The following is a 22,066-nucleotide window of genomic DNA, read 5'->3' on the forward strand; positions in this document are numbered from 1 at the left end:
ACCTCAGAGGCCGAACGCGTGGCCGCTTACGAGCGCTTCCTGCATCACTACAATCACCACCGCGGCCACACCGCCCTGAAGGGCGCCTCACCCGCCGATCGCGTACCCAACCTGGCGGGGCAGTACAGCTAGGGGACGCCCGGCGCTACGCGGTGCGCGCCCGGTCCACCTCGAGCAGCTTCAGCCACGCCTCGCTCAGCGTCGGGTAGGCCGGCACCGCGTGCCAGAGCCGGTCCAGCGGCACCTCCCCCACGACGGCGATGGTGGCGGCGTGGAGGAGCTCGGCGACGTCCTGGCCCACGAAGATCGCGCCGAGGACGACGTCGCGCTCGTCGTCGATGACGAGCTGGGCCCAGCCTGAGTAGTGGTCGGCGAGGATCGAGGCGCCGGCGACGTCGTAGAGGTCCACCTCCGCCGTCCGCACCCGGTGGCCGCGCTCGCGCGCCTCCCGCTCGGTGAGCCCCACCTGCGCCAGCTCGGGGTCGGTGAAGACCACCTGCGGGACCGCGGCGTGGTCGGCGGTGGCGGCGTAGGGCGACCAGGGGCGGGGGTCGGCCGCCTCCCCGCGGGCCCGGGCGACGATGGCGTCGCCGGTCATGCGGGCGGCGTACTTGCCCTGGTGGGTCAGCGGCGCCCGGCCGGTGACGTCGCCGACGGCGTAGAGCCACCCGTCCGCGAGCGCCGTGACCCGCCCGGAGTCGTCCACCTCGAGAGGGCGCCCGTCGGGGACGTCGAGCCCGATCGTCTCGAGGCCGAGCCCGCGGGTGCGGGGCCGGCGTCCGGTGGCCACGAGCACCTCCTCGGCGACCATGGTGTGGCCGTCGGAGAGGCGGATGATGGCGGGCTCGTCGGGCCCGTCCGGCCGCTCGATCGAGGTCGTCTCGACCTCCGTGCGCACGTCCGCCCCGGCCAGGGACAGCCCGCGCGCGACCATCCCGCCCGCCCGGAACGGGTACATCGGCAGGACCTGAGAACGAGCCACGACCGTGACCGCCGCGCCGAGCCGGACGTAGGCCAGCGCGAGCTCGCACCCGGCGACGCCGGCGCCGATGACCACGAGCCGCGGCGGCACGTGGTCGGCGGAGGTGGCGTCCCGGGTGGTCCAGTGCCGGGTGCGCTCCAGGCCGGGGATGGGCGGGGTCGACGGCGTCGAGCCGGTGGCGAGGACGACGGCGTGGCGGGCGCGCAGGCGGCGTTCCTCGCCGTCGGCGTCGGCCACGACGACCTCCCGCTCCCCCGCCAGCCGGGCGGTGCCCCGCACGACGTCCACGCCCTCGCCGACCGCCCAGCGCACCTGGCTGCTGTCGTCCCAGTCGTGGGTGAAGGTGGTGCGCCGCGCGAGCACCGCGGAGGCGTCCAGCGGCCCGGTGACGGCGGTGTCGGTGCCCCCCACGGCCCGGGCGGCGGCGACCGCCTGCCCGGGGCGCAGCAGGGCCTTGGAGGGCATGCAGGCGTAGTACGAGCACTCCCCGCCCACCAGGGCCTGCTCGACCAGCGCCACCGACAGGCCCCCCTGGCGGACGTAGCCAGCGGCGACCTCGCCGACGGCACCCGCACCGATGACGACGACGTCGACGGTCTGGTCTGACGCTGCCTCGCTCATGCCCCTGAGCCTCTTGCCCGCGGGGCGGGGGCGCAACAGGGGCGCGGGGGCCGTCAGCGCCGGGGCAGGAGGCGGGCCGAGATCGGGTCCGCCACCCGCGCGAGGATCGGGCCGACCACCGCCAGCACGAGCACGTACCCCGCGGCCACCGGTCCCACCTGCCCGAGCCCGGCCGCCGTCGCGAGCCCGGCGATGACCACCGAGAACTCCCCCCGCGCGATCAGCGCGGTCCCGGCGCGCATCCGCCCGGCGCGGCCCACCCGGTCGCGCCGCGCGGCGTACCAGCCGGTGGCGACCTTCGTCGCGGCCGTGACGGCGGCGAGCACCAGCACCGCGGGCAGCACCGGCCACACGGCGCCGGCGTCGATGGTCATGCCGAACGCGACGAAGAAGGTCGCGGCAAACAGGTCCCGCAGGGGGCCGAGGATCGTGCGGGCCCGGTCGGCGAAGGAGGCCGGGACGGCGAGGCCGACGAGGAAGGCCCCCACCGCGGCGGACGCGCCGAGGGCCTGGGTCAGGCCCGCCACGAGCAGGGTCAGGGCGAGCAGGCGCAGCAGCACCTGCTCGTCGTCGGGGTGGGCCAGCAGCCGGGAGAGGCGGTGCCCGTGGCGGTGGGCGGCGCGCAGCACGAGGAGCACCGCGCCGAGCGCGAGGGCGACGCCGGCGGCCGCGTGCAGCAGGTCGGCCTTGGCCAGCACGACGGCGAGCAGCGGCAGGAACAGGGCCATGGCGACGTCCTCGAGCACGAGCACGGAGAGCACCGCCGGGGTCTCCCGGTTGGCGAGGCGGTCGAGGTCGCCGAGCAGCCGGGCGATGATCCCGGAGGAGGACACCCAGGTGATCCCGGCCAGCGCGAGGGCGCCGGGCCAGGGCAGCCCGAGGACGAGCCCGGCGAGGAACCCCGGCGGGGCGTTGAGGAGCAGGTCCACCAGCCCCGAGGGCGAGTGGCGCCGGATGGAGGAGACCAGCTCGGCGGAGGAGAACTCCAGGCCCAGGGTGAGCAGGAGCATGACCAGGCCGATCTCGGCGGCCGTCTCGACGAACGGGCGCGCCTGCCGCAGGGTGACGAGGCCGCCGTCCCCCAGCGCGAGCGCGGCGAGCAGGACGAGCGGGATCGGGGACAGCCCGAGCCGGCGGGCCAGCAGGCCCAGGAGGGCGAGCCCGAGGAACAGCGCGCCGAGCTCGAGGAGCAGCGCGCTGACGCCGGACATCGGTCTAATGCTCGGTCAGCAGGGCGCCGAGCCGCTCGAGGCCCTCCTCGGAGCCGAGCACCACGAGGATGTCGCCCGCCCGCAGCACCTCCTCGGGGCCGGGGGCGGCGACCACGTCGGCGTCGCGCACGATCGCCACCACGGAGCACCCGGTGACCGTGCGCGCCCGGGTGGCGCCGAGGGGGCGGTCGGCGAACCGCGAGCCGGCCGGCACCGCCAGCCGGGCGGAGTGCAGCCCGGGGATCTCCTTGGAGATGTCGGCGAAGCGCTGGGCCACCCGGGGCGCACCGAGGACCTCGGCGACGGCGTCCGCCTCGTCGGCGTCCAGGTGCAGGACCTCCCGGGCACGGTCCGGGTCCTCCGGGTCGTACACCGCGACCTCGACGGGGCCGTCGCGGCGCACGACGAACCCCAGGAGCACCCCCGAGCGGGTGGTCAGCTCGTAGCGGATGCCGACCCCGGGCAAGAGCGTCTCGACGACGTCCACGGCGCCATGCTTCCACCGCGCGGCCGCTCCTGCGCGGCTTCGGGTGCCGCCCGTGACCGGCCGCGAGCGCCGGGAGCGCCCGCCTGCCCACCTGCCCCCGCCGACGCGGCCGCCCGCTTTCGGGACGCGGCGTCCTCTGGGACGATGCCGTCATCGGCGGCCTGGCGGCGGTGCCCGGTCGCCGGGCCCCGGGAGGCACATCGTGAGCGGGACGGAACCGGTGTCGGTGCCGGAGGTCGAACGCAAGTACGTGCTCCGACCTGGGCAGTCACTCCCCCCGCCCGACGGGCTGCCCGCCACCGCCCGCCCGCCGTCCGTGGACACCCTCACGGCCCAGTACTTCGACACGCGTGACCTGCGGCTGCTGCGCCTCGGGGTGACCCTGCGCCGGCGTGAGGGCGGGCCCGACGCGGGCTGGCACCTGAAGATCCCCGCCGGCACCGGCGCCGGCGGCGCCCCGGCGCGCACGGAGGTGCGGCTGGGCCTGGCCGCCGGGACCGGCCCGCCGGAGCCGCTGGTGGAACTCCTCACGGGGGTGACGCGTCGCGAGCCGCTGGTCCCGGTCGCGCACATCACCACCGAGCGTCTGCGCCGCGAGCTCGTCGACGCCGGCGGCCGCCCGCAGGCCGAGGTGGTCGAGGACCGCGTGCGCGCCGTCGTCGGCGGGCATGCCGGCGCCCAGCGGTGGCGGGAGATCGAGGTCGAGGACGTCGTGGGCGACGGGGCCGTGGCCGACGTGCTGAGCGCCCGGCTCGCCGCCGCCGGCATCGAACGGTCCGCCTCCCCCTCCAAGCTGCACCACGCGGTCAGCGCGGCCGACGGCTCGGCGCTGCCGGCCCCGCCCGCCCAGGAGGGCGTGCTGCGCGGGTACCTGCGGCGCGAGCTGGAGCACCTGGTGCTCGCTGACGTCGGGGTCCGGCGCGACGTCCCCGAGTCCGTCCACGCGATGCGCAAGGCGAGCCGGCGCCTGCGCAGCGCCTTGCGCGCCTACGCCCCGGTGGTGGGCCTGGCGGAGCGGGCCGACGCCCTGGAGGACGAGCTGCGGTGGCTCGGGCACCGGCTGAGCGAGGCCCGCGACGTCGAGGTCCAGCGCGCCCGCCTCGCCGCGCGCGTCGCCGCGATCGCCGCGCCGGGCCACGAGACCGCGCCGGCGTGCCTGGAGGCCTACTTCGACGAGCGGGGCGCCGCGGCGCGCGAGCACGTCGTCGCCGCCCTCGACTCCGAGCGGTACCTCGGCCTCCTCGGCGACCTCGAGGCGCTCGTCGGCGACCTCGCCGGGCCTGACGGCCGCGACCTCCGCCGGGGCGACGTGGCCCGTCCGCTGCGGCGGCTGACGAAGAAGGTCACCGGCCGGCTCCGCGACGTCGAGGCCGCGCCCGCCCCGGCGGAACGGGACGCGGCCGTGCACCGGGTTCGCAAGGCCGCGAAGCGGCTGCGCTACGCCGTGGAGGTGGCCGAGCCGCTGGCGCCGAAGAAGGCCGGGCGCGCGCTGAACCGCCTCGACGACCTGCAGGACCTCCTCGGCGAGTTCCAGGACGCCGTGGTCGCCCGAGAGCACCTGGCCCGGGCGGCCGGCCAGGGCACCACCGCCGGCGCGACCGGGCTCACCCTGGGCGTGGCCTACCAGCAGGAGACCGGCGTCGCCGAGGCGCAGGTGGCGTGCCTGGGCCGGGGGTGGAAGCGGGCGCTGAAGAGGGTGCGGCCGCTCTGCTCGTGACGCCCGCGCTTCGTGACGTCTCGCGCACTTCTTGACGCCTCGCGCACTACTTGACGCCTCATGCACTACTTGACGTCTCGCGCGGGGGTCAGTCGGGCGGCGCGGCGAGGCCGGACTTCTGCTGGCTGGCGTGCAGCTCCTTCTCGTTGACCGGTTCGAGCCCGGCGGCGCGCAGCCGGCGGAAGTACTCTCGTGCCTCGCGCTGGCGCTCGCCCTCCACCCCGGCGGCGATCGTGGCGCCCAGGTGGGCCGGGGTGTACCCGAACGCCTCGACCAGCTCGCGGGCGTGCGGGCGCAGCCGCACCAGCAGCCGGTCGACGTAGCTGGTCACCGTCTTGGCCCGCTGCGCCGTCAGCCGCCCGTTCATGAGGTACCAGGCGAGGTTCTTCTCGATGAGGGTCAGCCCGAACAGGTCGCGCAGGGTGGTGAGGACCTCGCGGGTGCGCGGGTCACGCACCCGCGGCAGGGCCGCGGTGAACGCCTCCCACTGCAACAGCTCGCCGTGGGCGCGGGCGGCCTCGATGAGCTCGTGCTGGTGGGCGTTGAACAGGGCGGCGGCCTGGGCGGGGCCGGCCTTGCGGGCCGGGCGCAGCGCCTGGGCGATCTCCGCGACCATGGCCTCCACCCGGTCCTCGAGGAGCTCGCGCTGGGCGTCGGCCTCGCGCAGGTGCCCGGCCGAGCGGGCCCGGGAGCCGGAGTCACGGATCGACTGGGCGGCGCGGCGCAGCGGGGTGCGGTGCAGCGTCATGTCGGCGGCGCGGGCGGCCACGAACCGGGCGGCGCCGGCGATGTCGACCTTGGCCAGGCCCTTGCCGTAGTCGGTGAGCAGCCGCTTGCCGACGAGCTGGAGCAGGACGTTGTTGTCGCCCTCGAAGGTGACGTAGACGTCCATGTCCTGGCGCAGGCCCACCAGGCGGTTCTCCGCGAGGAAGCCCGCGCCGCCGCAGGCCTCCCGGGCCTCCTGCAGCGCCTCGAGGGCCAGCCACGTGGTCAGCGGCTTGGCGGCCGCGGCGAGGGTCTCGAGGTCCTGGCGGTCGGCGTCGGTGTCGTGGGCGCCGGAGAAGACGTCGTCGAACCGCTCGAGCAGCTCGTGGTGGGCGAAGGCGGCGGCGTAGGTCCGCGCCAGCAGCGGCAGCAGGCGGCGCTGGTGCTGCTGGTAGTCCAGCAGGACGACCTCCTCGTGCTCGTCGGCGCCGGTGAACTGGCGCCGCTCCAGCCCGTAGGTCACCGCGATGGCCAGCGCCGCCTTCGCCACGCTCACCCCGGCGCCGGAGAGGGAGACCCGCCCCTGGACGAGGGTGCCGAGCATGGTGAAGAAGCGGCGGCCGGGGCTGGCGATGGGCGAGGTGTAGCTGCCGTCGGCGGCGACGTCGCCGTAGCGGTTGAGCAGGTTCACCCGCGGCACGCGCACGTGGTCGAACCACAGCTGGCCGTTGTCGACGCCGTTGAGGCCGCCCTTGAGGCCGTCGTCGCGCCCGTCCACGCCGGGCAGGTACGTCAGCGTCCCGTCGGGGCCGACCTCGCGGATGGGCACGTAGAAGGCGTGCACCCCGTGGTTGACGCCGCCGCTGATGAGCTGGGCGAAGACGACGGCGGCCGTGCCGTGCTGCCCGGCGTTGCCGAGGTACTCCTTGCGGGCCGCGGCGATGGGCGTGTGGAGGACGAACTCCTCGGTGTCCGGGTCGTAGACGGCGGTGGTCGCCAGCGAGGCGACGTCCGAGCCGTGCCCGACCTCGGTCATGGCGAAGCAGCCCGGCACGCTCAGGTCCAGGATGCCCGGCAGCAGCCGGGCGTGGTGCTCGGCGGTGCCCAGGTGCAGAACCGCGGCGCCGAACAGCCCCCACTGCACGCCGGCCTTGATCTGCAGCGACGGGTCGACCACCGCGAGCTCCTCGAAGGAGGCGAGGTTGCCGCCGGGGTCGTCCGACCCGCCGAGCGCCACGGGGTAGGCCCGGTGGACCACGCCCCGCGTCGCGAGGGTGCGCAGCTGGCCGAGCGTGCGCTCGCGGTGCTCGGCCAGCGGCAGGCCCTCGACCTTCTTGAAGGCGGGCTCGAGGGCCAGGTCCCGGGAGGCGCGCCGCAGGTCCGCCCACCGGCCGTCGAGCAGGCGGCCGAGCGTCTCGACGTCGAGCCGCCCGTCGCCGGCCGGGCCGGGGCCGGGCGGGGTGGGCGCGGACGGCACGACGGCGGTGCGGGCCTGGGTGGCCGTGCCCTCGGGTGTGGTCGTGGTGCTCATGCTGCGGTTCCCCTCGTGGGTGTCAGGTACGGCGGCGGGCCCGGCGGGTGACGCCGACGGCGCCGTCCCACAGCCAGGCCGCCAGGTGGGCGGCGAGCTCCTGCTGGGTCATGCGGGCGAGGGCGGCGTCGACGCCCGCCGCGGCGTCGTCGACCTGCTCGCCGACCCACCGCTCGGCGGCCCCGCGCACGAGGCCGACCACGCCGGAGGCCCACAGCTGGGCCACGGCGAGGGTCTCGTCGTCCAGGTCGGCGCCCTCGCCGCCGCGCAGCGCGGGCAGCAGCGAGCCGGCCACGAGGTCGTTGACCTCGGCGACGAAGCCGCGCAGCTCCCCCGCCTGGGAGGTGCCCTCGGGGCGGGTGACGAAGGTGTACACGTGCGGCGAGGACGCCACCATCTCGAGGTAGACGGTCACCATCGCGGTGATCTGCTCGCGCGGGCCGCCCGCCCGCTCGGCCGCCTCCTCCAGCGCGGCGCGCATGCGCTCGAGGACCGCGTGCCCGACGGCGGTCTGCAGGCCGGTCTTGTCGGTGAAGTAGCGGTACAGGATGGACTTCGAGGTGCCGATCTCGGAGGCGATCTCCTCCATCGACAGGTCCGGGCCCAGCCGGTGCACGGCCCGCCGGGCCGCCCGCACCAGCTCGGTGCGGCGGGAGGTGCGGTGCCCGGCCCAGCGGGTGGCACGCCCGTCCGCCGTCATCTCGTCGGCACGGGTGGCGGGCTCGTCGCCGGCGCGGGGTGAGGCGGGGGCGAGGTCGTCGTCTGTGACGGGTATCACGATACCGACAGTATCAGGTACTGTCGGTACCGCAATGGTGCCCGGACCGCGCAGGACCTTCGGCCCGTCCGCACCGCACCCGCTGCAGGAAGAGGACGACGACGTGACTCCATCCCCCCAGACCGACGGTGCGCCGGCCCGCGCGGCGATCGTCGGGTCCAACCGGATCCCGTTCGCCAAGGCCGGGAGCAGGTACGCCAGCGCCTCGAACCAGGACATGCTCACCGCCGCGCTCGAGGGCCTGGTGGCCCGGTTCGGGCTGGCCGGGGAGCGGCTCGACGAGATCGCCGCCGGCGCCGTGCTCAAGCACCCCAAGAACTTCAACCTCGCCCGGGAGTCGCTGCTGGGCTCCTCCCTCGACCCGCGCACCCCGGCCTACGACGTCCAGCGCGCCTGCGGCACCGGGCTCGAGGCGATCATCGGCGTGGCCAACAAGATCGCCCTGGGCCAGGCCGAGGTCGGCGTGGGTGGCGGGGTCGACTCCGCCTCGGACGCCCCGATCGTGGTCTCCGAGCCGCTGCGCCGGGCCATCCTCAAGGCCTCCCGCGCCAGGACCGTGCCCGACCGCCTCCGGGCGCTGGCCGCGGTGCGGCCCAAGGACCTGCTGCCGGTCGCGCCCGACGTCGCCGAGCCGCGCACGGGGCTGAGCATGGGCGAGCACCAGGCGCTGACGACGGCGCGGTGGGGCATCTCCCGCCAGGACCAGGACGCCCTCGCCCTGGCCTCCCACCAGCGCCTCGCCGCCGCCTACGAGCGCGGCTTCTTCGACGACCTGCTCACCCCCTACCGGGGCCTGAACCGGGACGAGTCCCTGCGCCCGGACACCTCGCTGGAGAAGCTCGCCAAGCTCAAGCCGGTCTTCGGCAAGCACAGCGCCGACGGCACGGAGGCGACCATGACCGCGGGCAACTCCACGCCGCTGTCCGACGGCGCCTCCACCGTGCTGCTCGCCTCCGACGCGTGGGCCGAGGCCCGGGGCCTGCCCGTGCTCGCCCACGTCGTCGACGCCCAGGCCGGCGCGGTGGACTTCGTCACCGGCACCGAGGGGCTGCTCATGGGCGGGGCGTACGCCGTCCCGCGGCTGCTGAGCCGGCAGCGGATGAGCCTGGCGGACTTCGACTTCGTCGAGATCCACGAGGCCTTCGCCGCCACCGTGCTCGCCACCCTCGCCGCGTTCGAGGACGAGGACTTCGCCGCCCGCAACGGCCTGGGCGCCCCGCTGGGCCCCGTGGACCGCGAGCGCCTCAACGTCACCGGCTCCTCCCTGGCCGCCGGGCACCCCTTCGCCGCCACCGGGGGGCGGATCGTCGGCACCCTGGCCAAGCTGCTGCACGAGCGCGGCGAGTCCCAGGTCCGGCCGGGCGAGCCGGCCCGCGGCCTCATCTCGGTGTGCGCGGCCGGCGGGCAGGCCGTGACCATGATCCTGGAGGCGGCGTGAGCGACACCTACCTCCAGCTCGTCAGCGGCGGGGTGCCCGCCACCATCGCCAAGAAGCTCGGCCTGCCCCGCCCGGTGCGGCTGCGCCGGACCGACCCCGCCGCGGTGGACCGGCCGCTGACGCCCGGGCCCGTGCTGGTCCTGTCCGACGAGGCCTCCACCGCCGACGCCGACGCGGTCGCCGAGGGGCTGCTGGGCTGGGACCTCGACGTCCACCGCGCCCTGCGGCTGGGCGACCACGCCCGCTGGGGCGCGGTCGTCGTCGTCCTCACCGGGCTGACCCACCCGGCCCAGCTGGCCGCCCCCGCGCTCGCGCTCACCCCGGCGCTCAAGCAGATGGCCGCCGGCGCCCGGGTGGTCACGCTCTCGCGCCCCGCCCCGCCGGCCGGCGGGGCCGGCGCTAGCGACCCCGCCGTGGCCGCCGCCCGGCAGGGCGTGGACGGCTTCCTGCGTTCCCTCGCCAAGGAGATGCGGGCGGGGGCCACCGCCAACGGGCTGGTCCTCGCCGAGGACGTGGAGGTCGGCGCGCCGTCGGTGCGCGGCGGGCTGCGCTTCCTGCTGTCGGCGCGCTCGGCCTTCGTCGACGGCCAGCTGCTGCCCGTCGGCGCCGGCGGCGCCGAGCCGGCCGACTGGGCGCGCCCGCTGGACGGCGTCGTCGCGGTGGTCACCGGCGCGGCCCGCGGCATCGGGGCGGCCACCGCCCGGGTGCTCGCCCGCGACGGCGCCCACGTGCTCGGGGTGGACGTGCCCGCGGCCGGGGAGTCGCTGGCGGCGGTGATGAACGAGGTGCGCGGCACGGCGCTGCAGCTGGACATCACCGCGCCCGACGCCGCCGCGCGGATCCTCGCCGCGGCCCGCGAGCGCTACGGCCACCTCGACGTCGTCGTCCACAACGCCGGGATCCTGCGCGACAAGCTGCTCGCGAACATGACGGCGGACCGGTTCGAGGGCCTGCTGGCGGTGAACATCACCGCCCCGCTGCGGATGAACGAGACCTTCGCCGCGCCCGGCACGCTGGGCGGGCAGGGGGCCGCGCCGCGGATCATCTCCCTCGCGTCGACCTCGGGCATCGCCGGCAACCGCGGCCAGACCAACTACGGCGCGGCCAAGGCGGGCATCATCGGGATGACCAGGGCGCTGGCGGCCCCGCTGGCGGCGGCCGGCGGCACCGCGAACGCGGTGGCGCCGGGCTTCATCGAGACCGACATGACCGCCTCCATCCCGCCCGTGCCGCGGGAGATCTCCCGCCGCGGCAGCTCCCTGCAGCAGGGCGGGCAGCCGGTGGACGTCGCCGAGGCCATCGCGTTCCTCGCGTCGCCGCAGGCGGGCGGGATCAACGGGCAGGTACTGCGGGTGTGCGGCCAGCTCATGGTGGGCCAGTGAGCCCGCGGCGGGGCGGGGCCCCGGCCTCGACGGGGGCCGGCGCCGCGGACACGGCGGTGCCGGCGGCCGGCGCGGGCACGGGCAGGGCCGGGACCGGCGCGGACCTGGACGACGCGGGCGCGGGCGCGGCCGGCGTGGGGCCGGACCGGCACCCGCCGGCCGGCTACCGCGAGGAGGTCCTGGCGCGGATGCCCGCGCTGGGGCGGCTGTACGCCCAGGCCGTGGGGCGCAGCCGGGCGCTCGTGCTCACCTCCCGGCCGCTGGCCCGGCGCGGCCTGCCCAAGGTCGTCCTGCGGGTCGACGACGTGCGCGCCGACCCGACCCAGCTGGCCGACTACCAGCACCTGCTGGGCGTGCCCGGCACCGACGACCTGCCGCCCGGCTACGTGCACGTGCTCGCCTTCCCCCTCGCGATGGCCGTCATGGTCCGGCCGGACTTCCCGCTGCCGGCGATCGGGATGGTGCACACCGCCAACCGGGTCGAGCAGCGCCGCGCGCTGCGGCTGGGCGAGGCGGTGACCGTGCGGGCCTGGGCCGAGGGCGTCCGCTCGCACGCCAAGGGCACCTTGGTGGATCTCGCCGTCACGGTCGACGCCGGCGGGGAGCAGGTGTGGCGCGGCGTCTCGACCTACCTCGCCCGCCGCCGGCTGCCCGACCTGCCCGCCGCGCCGGCCGACGCCCGGCCGCGGCCGGCGCTGCCCACCGCGGCGACCGCCGTGTGGCGGCTGCCGGCGGACACCGGCAGGCGCTACGCCACCGTCTCCGGGGACCGCAACCCCATCCACGTCAGCCGGCTCGGGGCGCGGCTGTTCGGCTTCCCGCGCCCCATCGCGCACGGGATGTACACCGCGGCGCGGGCACTGGCCGGGACCGCCGTGCGCGCCGGGGCGCTGACGTGGACCGTGGAGTTCGCCAAGCCGGTGCTGCTGCCCGCCACCGTGGCCTTCGCCGTCGTGCACGACGGGGCCGAGCTGCGGTACGCGGCATGGTCCCCGCGCAGCCGCAAGGCACACCTGACGGGGACCGTCACCACCGCCTGAGGAGCGGTTGTCCACCGTCTTCGTCCACAGGGTTGTGCACATCTGCACAGGCGTGCGCCCGCGCCTGTGGACGAGCGGTGGACAGCGCGCGGGCGGGGCGCGCCGTCCGGCGATATTCTGCAGGTGTCGACCGGGCGGCCGGCCCGGCGAGCCTGTCTCACGGGAGCGAGGACGCCATGAGTGAGAGCAGCACACCGGCGGGGACCGCGCCGGCACGGCACTACCTGGTCGTCGCCTACCAGACGCTCGGGCGGCGCGAGCTGACCGAGGCGATCCAGGAGCGGACGGCCGCGGGGCCCGCGGACTTCTGGTTCGTCGTCCCCGCCACGCACCTGGTCGAGCTCGCGCCGGTGCCCCCGCCCATGCCGACGATGGGCGGCGTGGCCTCCATCCCGGACCCCGAGCACGACCGCGCGGTGGCGCAGGCCCGGCTCGACACCGCGGTGCAGCAGTTCGCGGCCCACTCCATCAAGGTCGGCGGCGAGGTGGGGGACGCCGACCCGGTCCGGGCCGTGAAGCACGCGCTGCGGGGCCGCCAGTTCGACGAGATCATCGTCGCCACGCTGCCCGAGCACCTGTCGAAGTGGCTGCGGCAGGACCTCCCGCACCGTCTCGAGCACCACTTCCACATGCCCGTGACGCACGTGACCTCGGCGGCGTAGGCGTCAGACGCGCCGCTCGAACGCGGCGTCGAGCTCCTCCCGGGTGGGCGGGTTCGCCCCGGGCCGCGAGCAGGTGATCGCCGCGACCATGGCCGCGGCGTCGACGATGCTCAGCAGGGTCGCGCGGTCGACCTGTGCCAGCGCCTCCCGGCGCGGGCCGCCGAGCAGGTCGGCGCGGCGCAGCCCGTCGAGCAGCCCGGAGCTGAACGAGTCCCCGGCGCCGACGGTGTCGACGAGGTCGATGGGGACGGCGGGGCGCCGGACCTCCAGCGACCGGGTGACGGCGTAGACGCCCTCGCCGCCGCGGGTGATCACCACGAGCGCCGGGCCGGAGGCCAGCCAGGCGCGCGCGACCTCCTCGTCGGGCTGGTCCGGGTAGAGCCAGCGCAGGTCCTCGTCGCTCACCTTGACCACGTCGGCCAGGGCGACGAGCCGCTCGATGTCCGGCAGCGCCGCCGCGGGCGCCCCCAGCAGCGCCGGCCGCACGTTCGGGTCGTAGGAGATCGTCGCCCGGCCGCGTTCGCGCTCGCGCTCGATGAGGTCGATCACCGGCCCGTTGCCGGGCGTCAGCGCCGTCGCGAGCGAGCCGGTGTGCAGGCACCGGGCCTCCACGGGCAGCGGCGCGAGCTCGCCGAGGTCCCACTCGATGCGGAAGTCGTAGGTCGCGACCCCGGCCGCGAGCGTCGCGATGGCCAGGCTGGTGGCGACCTCGCCGTCGGGCCCGGAGTCGACCTGCACGCCGCTGTCCTCGAGGTGGGAGCGCACCATCTCCCCGAAGGCGTCGCGGCCGAGGCGCGTGACCAGGGTGACCGGGTTGCCCAGGCGGGCGAGGCCGAGGGCGACGTTGGCGGGGCTGCCCCCGGGGTGCGCGACCCAGGTGCGTCCGCCGCGCTGCCCGACGAGATCCACCAGTGCTTCCCCGACCACGACGAACATCGCTTCACCTCGCGAGGACGATGACGCGCGTCTTTGACGCGCCGGGCGCAGCGTGCGTACCCAGCATAAGGACCGCTCGGTCGCGTCGCTCGGGGAGCGTCGCCGCGGCGTGGCCACAAGTGGGGACGGGCCTCGACGCGAGCGCACGCCCGGCGAGGAGTATGAAAGAGCCATGAGCGAGCAGGGCGGTCCCCTCTTCCTCGTGGTGACGATCAAGCCGCGCCCGGACCGCAAGGCCGAGGCCGAGGCACAGCTGCAGTCCATGCGCCGCCACACGCTCGAGGAGCCCGGGTGCGTGTTCATGCACCTGGTCCAGCCCGAGGACGACCCGGACAACTGGGTGATGCTCGAGATGTTCCGCTCCCGGGAGGACTGGAACGAGCACATGCGCCAGCCGTACAACACCGAGGGCAACAAGATCCTCGAGGACCTGCTGCGCGAGCCGTCCGACCTGCGCTTCTTCACCGAGAAGTAGCGCCGCCCCGTCACCCAGAAGTCGGGCCGCCCCCGTCGCCGTCCCCCGATGGCGGGACCCGGTCCGGGGTGCTTACCTGGTGCCGCACGGCTTGAGCGACACATGTAGACGTGTGTCCCGACACGGCAGGTGATCGACATGGCGGACATGGCCGTTCCCCAGGAACAACCGATCGCGCGCACCACCAGCGGCAAGGTGTCGCTGGTCTATCCGGGTCTCGCCGTCCCCTTCGCCCTCCTCATCACCTGCTTCGCCGCGTGGGGGTCGGCGGCCAACCTCACCGACGTCCTCGTCGGCGTCTTCCGGCACATCTTCACGATGTCGAACTTCCAGTCGGCGCTGGTGCAGTTCGCCTACTACGGCGCCTACTTCTCCCTCGCCATCCCCGCCGCCTTCATCAACCGGCGCTTCGGCTACAAGACCGGCGTCCTCACCGGCCTGGGGCTGGCCGCGCTCGGCGGGTTCCTGTTCATCCCCGCGAGCCAGCTGCTCCAGTACGGCTTCTTCCTCCTGGCGCTGTTCGTGCTCGCCTCCGGCCTGTCCATCCTCGAGACCTCGGCGAACCCGTTCGTCATCGCCATGGGGCCCGAGCAGAACGCCACCCAGCGCCTCAACCTCGCCCAGGCGTTCAACCCCGTCGGGGCGAACATCGGCGTGCTCATGGGGGCCCTGCTCATCCTCCCGCGCATCACCCCCGAGGCGCAGAAGGCGAACATGGCCGCGGCCCAGCTGCACGCGGCCCAGCAGCACGACCTGGGCCTCGTGCTCAAGCCCTACACCGGCATCGCCGCGGTGCTGCTGATCATCTGGCTGCTCATCGCCTTCCGGAAGATGACGACGCCGGCCGAGCGCAGCGAGGCGACCGAGGTGCGCAAGGGCGCCCTGGGGCGCCTGTGGCACAACGCCCACTACCGGTACGGCGTGGCGGCGCAGTTCTTCAACGTCGCCGCCCAGGTGTGCACCTGGACGTTCACGATCCAGTACGCCCAGGACGTCGTCGGGATCCCGGTGGCCCGCTCCGGGTGGTTCCTCCAGGCCAGCCTCATCCTCTTCCTCATCGCCCGGTTCGTCATGACGTACCTGCTCGGCATCTTCCGGCCGACCAAGCTGCTCTTCGCGATGGGCACACTCGGCGTGGTTCTGGCCCTCATCGGGGTCTTCTCGCCCAACCTCGTCGGCCTCTTCGCCGTCGTGGCGATCTCCGTCTCGCTGTCCCTGATGTTCCCGACCATCTACGGCGTCGCGCTGCAGGGCCTGGGCGACGACACCAAGTTCGGCGCCGCCGGTCTCGTCATGGCCATCCTCGGCGGCGCGCTGCTCCCGCTGGTCCAGGGCCGGGTGATGGACGCGACCAGCACCAACGTCGCCTACATCGTCACCGCGATCTGCCTGGCCTTCGTCGCTGCCTACGCCCTGTTCGACCTGCGCACCGCCCGCACGCAGCACGCCGTGGCGACCAGCCACGCCTGAGCCCCCACGCCGGCCGCGTCCCCGCCCGGCGGGGACGCGGCCGCCGCGCGCGCCCGCCGCACCGCGTTGACCTTGACGCTGCGTCAACCGCCATGCTGGTGCCCGGACGGAGGGCACGACGATGGAATGGTCGATCAGCGAGGTCGCCCGGGCGACCGCGACGACGAGCCGGACGCTGCGGCACTACGGCGACGTCGGGCTGCTGGCGCCGTCGCGCACGGGCCCGAACGGGTACCGCTACTACGACGAGGCGGCCCTGCTCCGGCTGCAGCGGATCCTGCTGCTGCGTGAGCTCGGGCTGGGCCTGCCGGCCATCGCCGACGTGCTCGCCGGCCAGCACGACGTCGTCGCCGCCCTCGAGACGCACCTGGCCCTGCTGCGGCAGGAGCGGGACCGCCTGGAGCGGCAGATCACGTCCGTGACCCGAACGATCGAACGACGCAAGGAAGGTGGACCACTCATGGCCGAGGAGATGTTCGACGGCTTCGACCACACCCAGTACCGCGAGGAGGTCGAGCAGCGGTGGGGCCGGGAGGCCTACGCGCGGAGCGACCGTTGGTACCGCGGGCTCTCCGACGAGGAGAAGCGCTCCTTCGGGCAGCGGCACGTGGACATCGCGGCGGACTACGCCCGGGCCCGCGACCGCGGCCTCGCCCCGGACGCCGCCGAGGTGCAGGAGGTCGTCCGCCGGCACCACGCGTGGCTGGCCCGGCCGATGGCGGGTGCCGTCTCCCAGGAGTACTTCCTGGGACTGGGCGAGATGTACGTGGCCGACCCGCGCTTCGCCGCCAACTACGGCGGCGAGGACGGCGCGCGCTACGTGCGCGACGCCATGCGCGTCTACGCCGAGCGGCACCGGTAACGCCGCCCCGTACCCTCGGAGGCGTGCCCGCCACCCTCCACGTCGCCGGCTTCGGCGCCGCCCGCGGCGCCCGCCGCCTGTTCTCCGACCTCTCCTTCACCATCGCCCCCGGGGACGTGTGGGGGCTGGTGGGCGCGAACGGCGCCGGGAAGTCGACCCTGCTCGCCGCCCTCGCCGGCCTGCCGACCGGCGCGGAGATCTCCGGGCGGGCCACGCTGGCCCCGGCGGAGGCGACCGTGGGCTACCTCGCCCAGGAGCCCGAGCGCCGCCCCGGCGAGACGGTCCGCGAGCTGCTGCACCGGCGCACCGGGGTGGCCGCGGCGACGGCGGCGATGGAGCACGCGGCGCACGAGCTGGCCGCCCGCCCCGACGACGCCGCCACCGCCGACGCGTACGCCACGGCCCTGGACCGCTGGCTCGCGCTCGGCGGGGCGGACCTGGACGAGCGGGCCGAGGAGGTGGCCGCCGACGTCGGCCTCGGCGTCGGGCTCGACGCCGAGATGACCGCGCTGTCGGGCGGGGAGGCCGCCCGCACGTCGCTGGCCGCGCTGCTGCTCTCGCGCCACGACGTCCTGCTCCTCGACGAGCCGACCAACGACCTCGACCTCGCCGGGCTCGAGCGCCTGGAACGGTTCGTCGCCGGCTCGCGGGCCCCGCTCGTCGTCGTCAGCCACGACCGGGAGTTCCTCGCCCGCACCGTGACCGGCGTCGTCGAGCTGGACCTGGCCCAGCAGCAGGTCAGCGTCTACGACGGCGGCTACGAGGCCTTCCTGGCCGAGCGGGAGCTGGCGCGCCGCCACGCCCGCGAGGCCTACGAGGACTACGCGGACCGGCTCGGCGAGCTGCGGGCGCGGGCGCAGATGCAGAAGTCCTGGGTGGACAAGGGCGTGCGCAACGCCCGCAAGAAGGCCGCCCGCCGCGAGCCGGACAAGCACGTCAAGGCGCACGCGGTCGCCCGGACCGAGAAGCAGGCCGCGAAGGTCAGCCAGACCGAGCGGGCCATCGACCGGCTCGAGAGGGTCGAGGAGCCGCGCAAGGAGTGGGAGCTGCGGATGTCCATCGCCGCCGCCCCGCGCAGCGGCAGCGTCGTGGCCACGCTCGACGGCGCCGTGGTGCGCCGCGGCGGCTTCACCTTCGGCCCGGTCACCGCCCAGGTGGACTACGGCGACCGGATCGTCATCACCGGGGCGAACGGCTCGGGCAAGTCCACCCTCCTCGCGGTGCTGCTCGGCCGGCTGGCCCCGGACGAGGGGCGGGCCGCGCTGGGCGCCTCGGTGGCCGTCGGCGAGGTGGACCAGGCGCGCGCCCTGTTCGCGGGCACCGAGCCGCTCGCGACGGCGTTCGGCGCGCTGGTGCCGCAGTGGCCCGCGGCGGAGGTGCGCACGCTGCTGGCGAAGTTCGGGCTGGGCGGGGAGCACGCCGTGCGCCCCGCGGCCTCGCTCTCCCCCGGCGAGCGGACCCGGGCCGCGCTCGCGCTGCTGCAGGCCCGCGGGGTCAACCTGCTCGTCCTCGACGAGCCGACCAACCACCTGGACCTGCCCGCCATCGTCCAGCTGGAGCAGGCGGTGGAGTCCTTCCCCGGCACCGTGCTGCTGGTCACGCACGACCGGCGGATGCTCGCCGAGGTGCGCGCGACCCGCCGGTGGGAGCTCGAGGCGGGCAGGCTGCGCGAGCTGCCGGCGGCGTGAGCCGTCAGGCAGCGTGAGCCGTCAGGCGGCGCCGGAGGCCTGGTCCTCGACCTTGACCGCGGAGATCTCGAACTCGAGCGTGATCTTCTCCGACACCAGCACGCCGCCGGTGTCCAGGGCGACCTGCCACTCCAGGCCCCAGTCGCGCCGGTTGACCCGGCGGGTGCCCTCGAAGCCGGCGCGCAGCTGGCCGTTGGCGTCGCGGTGGACCCCGACGAGGTCGAGCGGGATGGCCACCTGCTTGGAGATGCCGCGGATGGTCAGGTCGCCGACCACCATGAAGGTGTTGTCCTCGACCTCGTCCACCGTGGAGCTGGTGAACACGATCTCCGGGTAGGTCTCGACGTCGAAGAAGTCCGCGCTGCGCAGGTGCTCGTCGCGCTGGGCGTTGCGGGTGTCGACGCTGGCGGCCTTGACCCGGACCTCCACCGTGGAGTTGGCCGGGTTGGCGGCGTCGACGTGGATGTGCCCGTCGACGTCGTTGAAGGCGCCCCGCACCTTCGTCACCATGGCGTGCCGGGCGGAGAACCCGATTCGGGTGTGGTCGGGGTCGAAGATCCATTCCCCGCTCAGCGTGCTGGCGTCGAGTTCCGCCATCGTCTTCCTCCTTCGAAGACCGTCGCCGGGTATCTTAGACGGCTGTCGGAGACCCTACCCTTGCCGGGACCACGCCGACGGTTTTTCGGAACGACGTCTTCCGATCAGGCGGAGACGAGCGAGCCGATCACCGAGGTGAACAGCCGCAGCCCGTCGGTGCCGCCGCGCGGCGCGCCGGGGACGTCGGGCCCGAAACCGGGCTCGACGGCGTGCTCGGGGTGGGGCATGAGCCCGACGACGTTGCCGCGGGCGTTGCTCACGCCGGCGATGTCGCGCAGGGAGCCGTTGGGGTTCATCCCCGCGTAGCGGAAGACGACCTGGCCCTCCCCCTCGATCCGGTTCAGCGTGTCCTCGTCGGCGACGAAGCCGCCCTCGCCGTTCTTCAGCGGGATGGTGATGACCTCGTCGGCGGCGAGGTCCGCCGTCCACGGGGTCCGGGTGCTCTCCACGCGCAGCTGCTGGTCGCGGCAGATGAAGTGCTGGTGGTCGTTGCGGATGAGGGCGCCGGGCAGCAGGTGCGCCTCGCACAGGATCTGGAAGCCGTTGCAGATGCCCAGCACGGGCAGCCCGCCCTGGGCGGCGGCCACCACCTCGCCCATCACCGGGGCGAAGCGGGCGATGGCGCCGCAGCGCAGGTAGTCGCCGTAGGAGAAGCCCCCGGGCAGGACGACGGCGTCGACGCCGTGCAGGTCCGCGTCGGCGTGCCACAGCGCGACCGGCTCGGCGCCGGCCAGGCGGACGGCCCGCTGGGCGTCGCGGTCGTCCAGGGTGCCGGGGAAGGTCACGACGCCGATCCGGGCACCGCTGGCGGCGGACATCAGCGCTGCTCCTCGGCGTCGTAGACGCCCACGACGTCCTCGATGATCGGGTTCGACAGCGCCGTCTCGGCCGCCTTGCGGGCGGCGTCGATGAGCTCGGGGGTGACCTCGCCGTCGACGCTGAGCTCGAAGCGCTTGCCCTGGCGCACGCCGGTGAACTGGTCCAGGCCCAGCCGCGGCAGCGCCCCCGCGACAGCCTTGCCCTGGGGATCGAGGATCTCCGGCTTCGGCATGACCTCGACGACGATGCGTCCCATACTTCGCTCCTGGTGTCTCGGCGGCGGCGAGGCCAGGGTAACCGCTCGCTCCGGCGCGCCCGAAGGGCCGTCCATGGGCGGCGAGAGCCGCGCCACAGCGGCCGCCCGTGCCTCCCCTCGCCGCGCGCCGCCCCTCCTCTCGCCGGGCGGCCAGAGCGGCCATGCGGCTCCCCGGCCGGGCGGCACGGTCAGGGCAGGCGGCCGACGGCCCCCAGCACGAGGTCCCAGAACCGGGCCACGTCCAGCTCGGTGGCCACCAGGTGGTCGAGCTCCTGGCCCTCCCGGCCCGCGAAGTCGGTCACCGTCATGCCGGTGGTGTGCTCCCCGCGCAGCTCCACGGCGACGTGCGCGGGCCGCACCCGCACCACGTCGGGGTCGATGACCCGCGCGACGGCGCACACGTCGTGCACCGGCGGGGCGGGAAAGCCCTGCTTGGCGCGGTAGGCCGGGCCGAAGAAGTCGAGCATGTCGACGACGAAGCGGCCCGCCGTCGTCCCCAGCGCCCGGAACCGCTCGACGACGTCGGGGGTGGCCAGCGCCTGGTGGGTGAGGTCGAGGCCCACCATGGTGACCCGCCAGGGCGCGGAGAAGACGACGTGCGCCGCCTCGGGGTCGGTGTAGATGTTGAACTCCGCGGCGGCGGTGACGTTGCCCTTGGAGTACCCGCCGCCCATGAGGACGACCTCCCGCACCCGGGCGGCGATGCAAGGCTCGCGGCGCAGCGCGGTGGCGACGTTGGTCAGCGGCCCGGTGGGCACGAGCGTGACGGTCCCGGGCCCGGCGGCCATGACGGCCTCGATGATGACGTCGACGCCGTGGCGCGGGTCCAGGGCCACGGCCGGCTCGGGCAGCACCGGCCCGTCCAGCCCGCTCTCGCCGTGGGTGCGCGGGTCGGTCAGGACCGCGTCACGCACGAGCGGCCGGTCGCACCCGGCGGCGACGACGACGTCGTCGAGCCCGGCCACGGTCGCCACCGCGAGGGCGTTGCGGGTCACCTTCTCCAGCGTCTGGTTGCCGCCCACGGTGGTGATGGCGGCGATGTCGATGCCCGGGTGGCCGGCGGCGAGGAGCAGGGCGAGGGCGTCGTCGTGACCGGGGTCGCAGTCGAGGACGACGCGGCGTGGCGCCGGCGTGGGATCGGTCACGGGCCCACCGTGCCGCGCCGGCGGCCGGCGGCGCAATGCCGGTGCGGGCTCAGTAGAGGCAGGCCGCCCAACGCCGGCTGCGGCGTCGGGCCTGGCAGCCCCCGCGCGTCAGACCCGGTACTGCACGGCCAGCGGGCAGGCCCACACGTCCAGGCCGCCGCGGCCGACCCGGTTGATGTAGTCGTGCACGGCCTTGTAGGACTGCCCGAGCGAGGTCTCGGTGTAGCGCACGCCGAGCTGCTCGCAGTACGCCCGCACCATCGGGGCCACCTTGCGCAGGTTCGGCCGTGCCATGGAGGGGAAGAGGTGGTGCTCGACCTGGAAGTTCAGCCCGCCCATGAACGTGTCGACCCAGCGCCCGCCGGTGATGTTGCGGCTCATGAGGACCTGGCGGCGCAGGAAGTCGATCTTGACGGTGGGCGGCACGAGCGGCATGCCGATGTGGTTGGGCGCGAAGGACAGGCCCATGTACAGGCCGAAGACGGCGAGCTGGACCCCGATGAACGCGGCGGCCTTGCCGGGCGGCAGGATGAGGAACACCAGCGCGACGTAGCTCACGAGCCGGAAGCTGATGAAGCCCAGCTCCACCCAGCGGCGCTTGACCTTCTCCCGGCTCAGCACCCGGCGCAGCCCCTGCACGTGCAGGTTCACACCCTCGAGCAGCAGCAGCGGGAAGAAGAACCAGCCCTGCTTGGTGGCCAGCCAGCGCCCGAGCCGCGACCTGCGGGCCGCGGCCGCCTGCGGCGTGAAGGCGAGCACGCCCGAGTCGATGTCGGGGTCGGTGTCGACCTTGTTCGGCGCGGCGTGGTGCTTGGTGTGCTTGCGCTGCCACCACCCCAGGCCCATCCCGGCGAAGAGGTTCACCACGATGAGGGAGACCCACTCGTTCCACTTGCCGGAGACGAAGATCTGCCGGTGGGCCGCGTCGTGGCCCAGGAAGGCGATCTGCGTCATGAGCAGGGCGAGGACGACGGCGGTGCTCAGCTGCCACCACGTGTCGCCCATGTGGACGAACGTCGCGGCCAGCACCAGCCCGGCCACCGTGAGCCCGATGAGCTTCGACCAGTAGTAGCCGTAGGCCCGGCGCATGAGGCCGCGCTCCTGCACCTTGGCGGTCAGCGCGGTGAAGTCGCTGACCTGCCGCTCGCGGGCGGTGCGCGGCGTCGCGCGCCCACCCCCAGTATGGGGGGATGTCGTTGGGCTGAGGGTCAGGCTCATGGCCGCCACCTGGGTGCTCGAGGGGGCGCGACCACGGGCCGCACTG

General features: G+C 75.0%; 20 protein-coding genes and 1 pseudogene. 10 read left to right on the forward strand and 11 right to left on the reverse strand.

Annotated features, from left to right (window positions below):
* Nucleotides 1-132 (forward strand): annotated as a pseudogene (locus tag GD970_RS10795) (IS481 family transposase); the annotation flags it as partial.
* 13 nt (nucleotides 133-145) lie between these two features.
* On the opposite strand, the gene GD970_RS10800 reads toward GD970_RS10795, so the two are convergent.
* From GD970_RS10800 to GD970_RS10810, 3 genes are read right to left on the reverse strand one after another with little or no spacing between them, the layout of a single operon-like run.
* A complete protein-coding gene (locus GD970_RS10800; RefSeq protein WP_152202901.1) occupies nucleotides 146-1,603 on the reverse strand; it encodes a dihydrolipoyl dehydrogenase family protein in 1,458 nt (485 codons plus the stop codon).
* 53 nt (nucleotides 1,604-1,656) lie between these two features.
* Complete coding sequence (locus GD970_RS10805) at nucleotides 1,657-2,814, reverse strand: cation:proton antiporter (protein ID WP_152202902.1); 1,158 nt, start codon at nucleotides 2,812-2,814, stop codon at nucleotides 1,657-1,659.
* Nucleotides 2,815-2,818: 4 nt separating this feature from the next.
* Entirely contained in the window at nucleotides 2,819-3,301 is a 483-nt protein-coding gene (locus GD970_RS10810; RefSeq protein ID WP_152202903.1) for a cation:proton antiporter regulatory subunit, read from the reverse strand.
* A gap of 202 nt (nucleotides 3,302-3,503) precedes the next feature.
* Here GD970_RS10810 and GD970_RS10815 point away from each other — a divergent pair, with 202 nt between their 5' ends.
* Complete coding sequence (locus GD970_RS10815) at nucleotides 3,504-5,018, forward strand: CYTH and CHAD domain-containing protein (protein WP_211489914.1); 1,515 nt, start codon at nucleotides 3,504-3,506, stop codon at nucleotides 5,016-5,018.
* Nucleotides 5,019-5,106: 88 nt separating this feature from the next.
* On the opposite strand, the gene GD970_RS10820 is transcribed toward GD970_RS10815, so the two are convergent.
* Together GD970_RS10820 and GD970_RS10825 are read right to left on the reverse strand one after the other, a co-directional pair.
* A complete protein-coding gene (locus tag GD970_RS10820; RefSeq protein WP_152202905.1) occupies nucleotides 5,107-7,254 on the reverse strand; it encodes an acyl-CoA dehydrogenase family protein in 2,148 nt (715 codons plus the stop codon).
* A gap of 22 nt (nucleotides 7,255-7,276) precedes the next feature.
* Nucleotides 7,277-8,032, reverse strand: a complete 756-nt coding sequence (locus GD970_RS10825) for a TetR/AcrR family transcriptional regulator (protein WP_226925283.1) — start codon at nucleotides 8,030-8,032, stop codon at nucleotides 7,277-7,279.
* A gap of 34 nt (nucleotides 8,033-8,066) precedes the next feature.
* Between GD970_RS10825 and GD970_RS10830 the strand changes: the two genes are divergently transcribed.
* The 4 genes from GD970_RS10830 to GD970_RS10845 all read left to right on the forward strand — a co-directional run bounded on the left by GD970_RS10830 (nucleotide 8,067) and on the right by GD970_RS10845 (nucleotide 12,554).
* A complete protein-coding gene (locus GD970_RS10830; protein WP_152202906.1) occupies nucleotides 8,067-9,470 on the forward strand; it encodes an acetyl-CoA C-acetyltransferase in 1,404 nt (467 codons plus the stop codon).
* Nucleotides 9,467-10,852, forward strand: coding sequence for a 3-oxoacyl-ACP reductase (locus tag GD970_RS10835; protein ID WP_152202907.1), 1,386 nt, complete (start codon nucleotides 9,467-9,469; stop codon nucleotides 10,850-10,852). The genes GD970_RS10830 and GD970_RS10835 overlap by 4 nt, the downstream gene beginning before the upstream one ends.
* Nucleotides 10,849-11,892 carry a MaoC/PaaZ C-terminal domain-containing protein gene (locus tag GD970_RS10840; RefSeq protein ID WP_226925285.1) on the forward strand — a complete coding sequence of 348 codons (1,044 nt, stop codon included), beginning with the start codon at nucleotides 10,849-10,851 and terminating at the stop codon, nucleotides 11,890-11,892. The genes GD970_RS10835 and GD970_RS10840 overlap by 4 nt, the downstream gene beginning before the upstream one ends.
* A 176-nt stretch (nucleotides 11,893-12,068) precedes the next feature.
* The gene (locus GD970_RS10845; RefSeq protein ID WP_152202909.1) at nucleotides 12,069-12,554 is read left to right on the forward strand and encodes a hypothetical protein; all 486 of its coding nucleotides are present in this window, start codon (nucleotides 12,069-12,071) and stop codon (nucleotides 12,552-12,554) included.
* Nucleotides 12,555-12,557: 3 nt separating this feature from the next.
* Here the strand turns inward: GD970_RS10845 and GD970_RS10850 are convergent, their stop codons facing one another.
* Nucleotides 12,558-13,490: a carbohydrate kinase family protein gene (locus GD970_RS10850; RefSeq protein ID WP_152202910.1), complete on the reverse strand. Its 933-nt coding sequence runs from the start codon at nucleotides 13,488-13,490 to the stop codon at nucleotides 12,558-12,560.
* A gap of 172 nt (nucleotides 13,491-13,662) precedes the next feature.
* On the opposite strand from GD970_RS10850, the gene GD970_RS10855 reads away from it, so the two are divergent.
* The 4 genes from GD970_RS10855 (at nucleotide 13,663) to GD970_RS10870 (ending at nucleotide 17,985) form a co-directional block, all read left to right on the forward strand.
* On the forward strand, nucleotides 13,663-13,965 hold the full coding sequence (locus GD970_RS10855) for a putative quinol monooxygenase (protein WP_152202911.1): 303 nt from the start codon (nucleotides 13,663-13,665) through the stop codon (nucleotides 13,963-13,965).
* A 138-nt stretch (nucleotides 13,966-14,103) separates the two neighbouring features.
* Nucleotides 14,104-15,435 carry an L-fucose:H+ symporter permease gene (gene fucP / locus GD970_RS10860; RefSeq protein WP_226925286.1) on the forward strand — a complete coding sequence of 444 codons (1,332 nt, stop codon included), beginning with the start codon at nucleotides 14,104-14,106 and terminating at the stop codon, nucleotides 15,433-15,435.
* 121 nt (nucleotides 15,436-15,556) lie between these two features.
* On the forward strand, nucleotides 15,557-16,297 hold the full coding sequence (locus GD970_RS10865; protein WP_152202912.1) for a MerR family transcriptional regulator: 741 nt from the start codon (nucleotides 15,557-15,559) through the stop codon (nucleotides 16,295-16,297).
* A gap of 23 nt (nucleotides 16,298-16,320) precedes the next feature.
* Nucleotides 16,321-17,985: an ABC-F family ATP-binding cassette domain-containing protein gene (locus GD970_RS10870; protein WP_152202913.1), complete on the forward strand. Its 1,665-nt coding sequence runs from the start codon at nucleotides 16,321-16,323 to the stop codon at nucleotides 17,983-17,985.
* 21 nt (nucleotides 17,986-18,006) lie between these two features.
* Here GD970_RS10870 and GD970_RS10875 read toward each other — a convergent pair whose 3' ends face one another.
* The 5 genes from GD970_RS10875 to GD970_RS10895 form a co-directional block, all read right to left on the reverse strand.
* A complete protein-coding gene (locus GD970_RS10875) occupies nucleotides 18,007-18,582 on the reverse strand; it encodes a YceI family protein (protein WP_152202914.1) in 576 nt (191 codons plus the stop codon).
* Between the two features lie 104 nt (nucleotides 18,583-18,686).
* Nucleotides 18,687-19,400, reverse strand: coding sequence for a phosphoribosylformylglycinamidine synthase subunit PurQ (gene purQ / locus GD970_RS10880; protein WP_152202915.1), 714 nt, complete (start codon nucleotides 19,398-19,400; stop codon nucleotides 18,687-18,689).
* Nucleotides 19,400-19,657 (reverse strand): phosphoribosylformylglycinamidine synthase subunit PurS, encoded by a 258-nt coding sequence (locus tag GD970_RS10885; protein WP_152202916.1) that lies wholly within the window; start codon nucleotides 19,655-19,657, stop codon nucleotides 19,400-19,402. The genes purQ and GD970_RS10885 overlap by 1 nt, the downstream gene beginning before the upstream one ends.
* 188 nt (nucleotides 19,658-19,845) lie before the next feature.
* On the reverse strand, nucleotides 19,846-20,802 hold the full coding sequence (locus GD970_RS10890; RefSeq protein WP_152202917.1) for a nucleoside hydrolase: 957 nt from the start codon (nucleotides 20,800-20,802) through the stop codon (nucleotides 19,846-19,848).
* 108 nt (nucleotides 20,803-20,910) lie between these two features.
* Nucleotides 20,911-22,020, reverse strand: a complete 1,110-nt coding sequence (locus GD970_RS10895) for a fatty acid desaturase family protein (protein WP_152202918.1) — start codon at nucleotides 22,018-22,020, stop codon at nucleotides 20,911-20,913.
* Between the last annotated feature and the right edge of the window lie 46 nt (nucleotides 22,021-22,066).

The organism is Georgenia thermotolerans, assembly GCF_009193185.1.
In the GTDB taxonomy this organism is placed as follows: domain Bacteria; phylum Actinomycetota; class Actinomycetes; order Actinomycetales; family Actinomycetaceae; genus Georgenia; species Georgenia thermotolerans.

Excerpts from the sequence above, each read along its gene's own strand:
- GD970_RS10800 (WP_152202901.1), bottom strand. The coding sequence starts at position 1,603 with ATGAGCGAGGCAGCGTCAGACCAGACCGTCGACGTCGTCGTCATCGGT.
- GD970_RS10805 (WP_152202902.1), bottom strand. The coding sequence starts at position 2,814 with ATGTCCGGCGTCAGCGCGCTGCTCCTCGAGCTCGGCGCGCTGTTCCTC.
- GD970_RS10820 (WP_152202905.1), bottom strand. The coding sequence starts at position 7,254 with ATGAGCACCACGACCACACCCGAGGGCACGGCCACCCAGGCCCGCACC.
- GD970_RS10830 (WP_152202906.1), top strand. The coding sequence starts at position 8,067 with ATGGTGCCCGGACCGCGCAGGACCTTCGGCCCGTCCGCACCGCACCCG.
- GD970_RS10845 (WP_152202909.1), top strand. The coding sequence starts at position 12,069 with ATGAGTGAGAGCAGCACACCGGCGGGGACCGCGCCGGCACGGCACTAC.
- GD970_RS10850 (WP_152202910.1), bottom strand. The coding sequence starts at position 13,490 with ATGTTCGTCGTGGTCGGGGAAGCACTGGTGGATCTCGTCGGGCAGCGC.
- GD970_RS10855 (WP_152202911.1), top strand. The coding sequence starts at position 13,663 with ATGAGCGAGCAGGGCGGTCCCCTCTTCCTCGTGGTGACGATCAAGCCG.
- fucP (WP_226925286.1), top strand. The coding sequence starts at position 14,104 with ATGGCGGACATGGCCGTTCCCCAGGAACAACCGATCGCGCGCACCACC.
- GD970_RS10865 (WP_152202912.1), top strand. The coding sequence starts at position 15,557 with ATGGAATGGTCGATCAGCGAGGTCGCCCGGGCGACCGCGACGACGAGC.
- GD970_RS10875 (WP_152202914.1), bottom strand. The coding sequence starts at position 18,582 with ATGGCGGAACTCGACGCCAGCACGCTGAGCGGGGAATGGATCTTCGAC.
- purQ (WP_152202915.1), bottom strand. The coding sequence starts at position 19,400 with ATGTCCGCCGCCAGCGGTGCCCGGATCGGCGTCGTGACCTTCCCCGGC.
- GD970_RS10885 (WP_152202916.1), bottom strand. The coding sequence starts at position 19,657 with ATGGGACGCATCGTCGTCGAGGTCATGCCGAAGCCGGAGATCCTCGAT.
- GD970_RS10895 (WP_152202918.1), bottom strand. The coding sequence starts at position 22,020 with ATGAGCCTGACCCTCAGCCCAACGACATCCCCCCATACTGGGGGTGGG.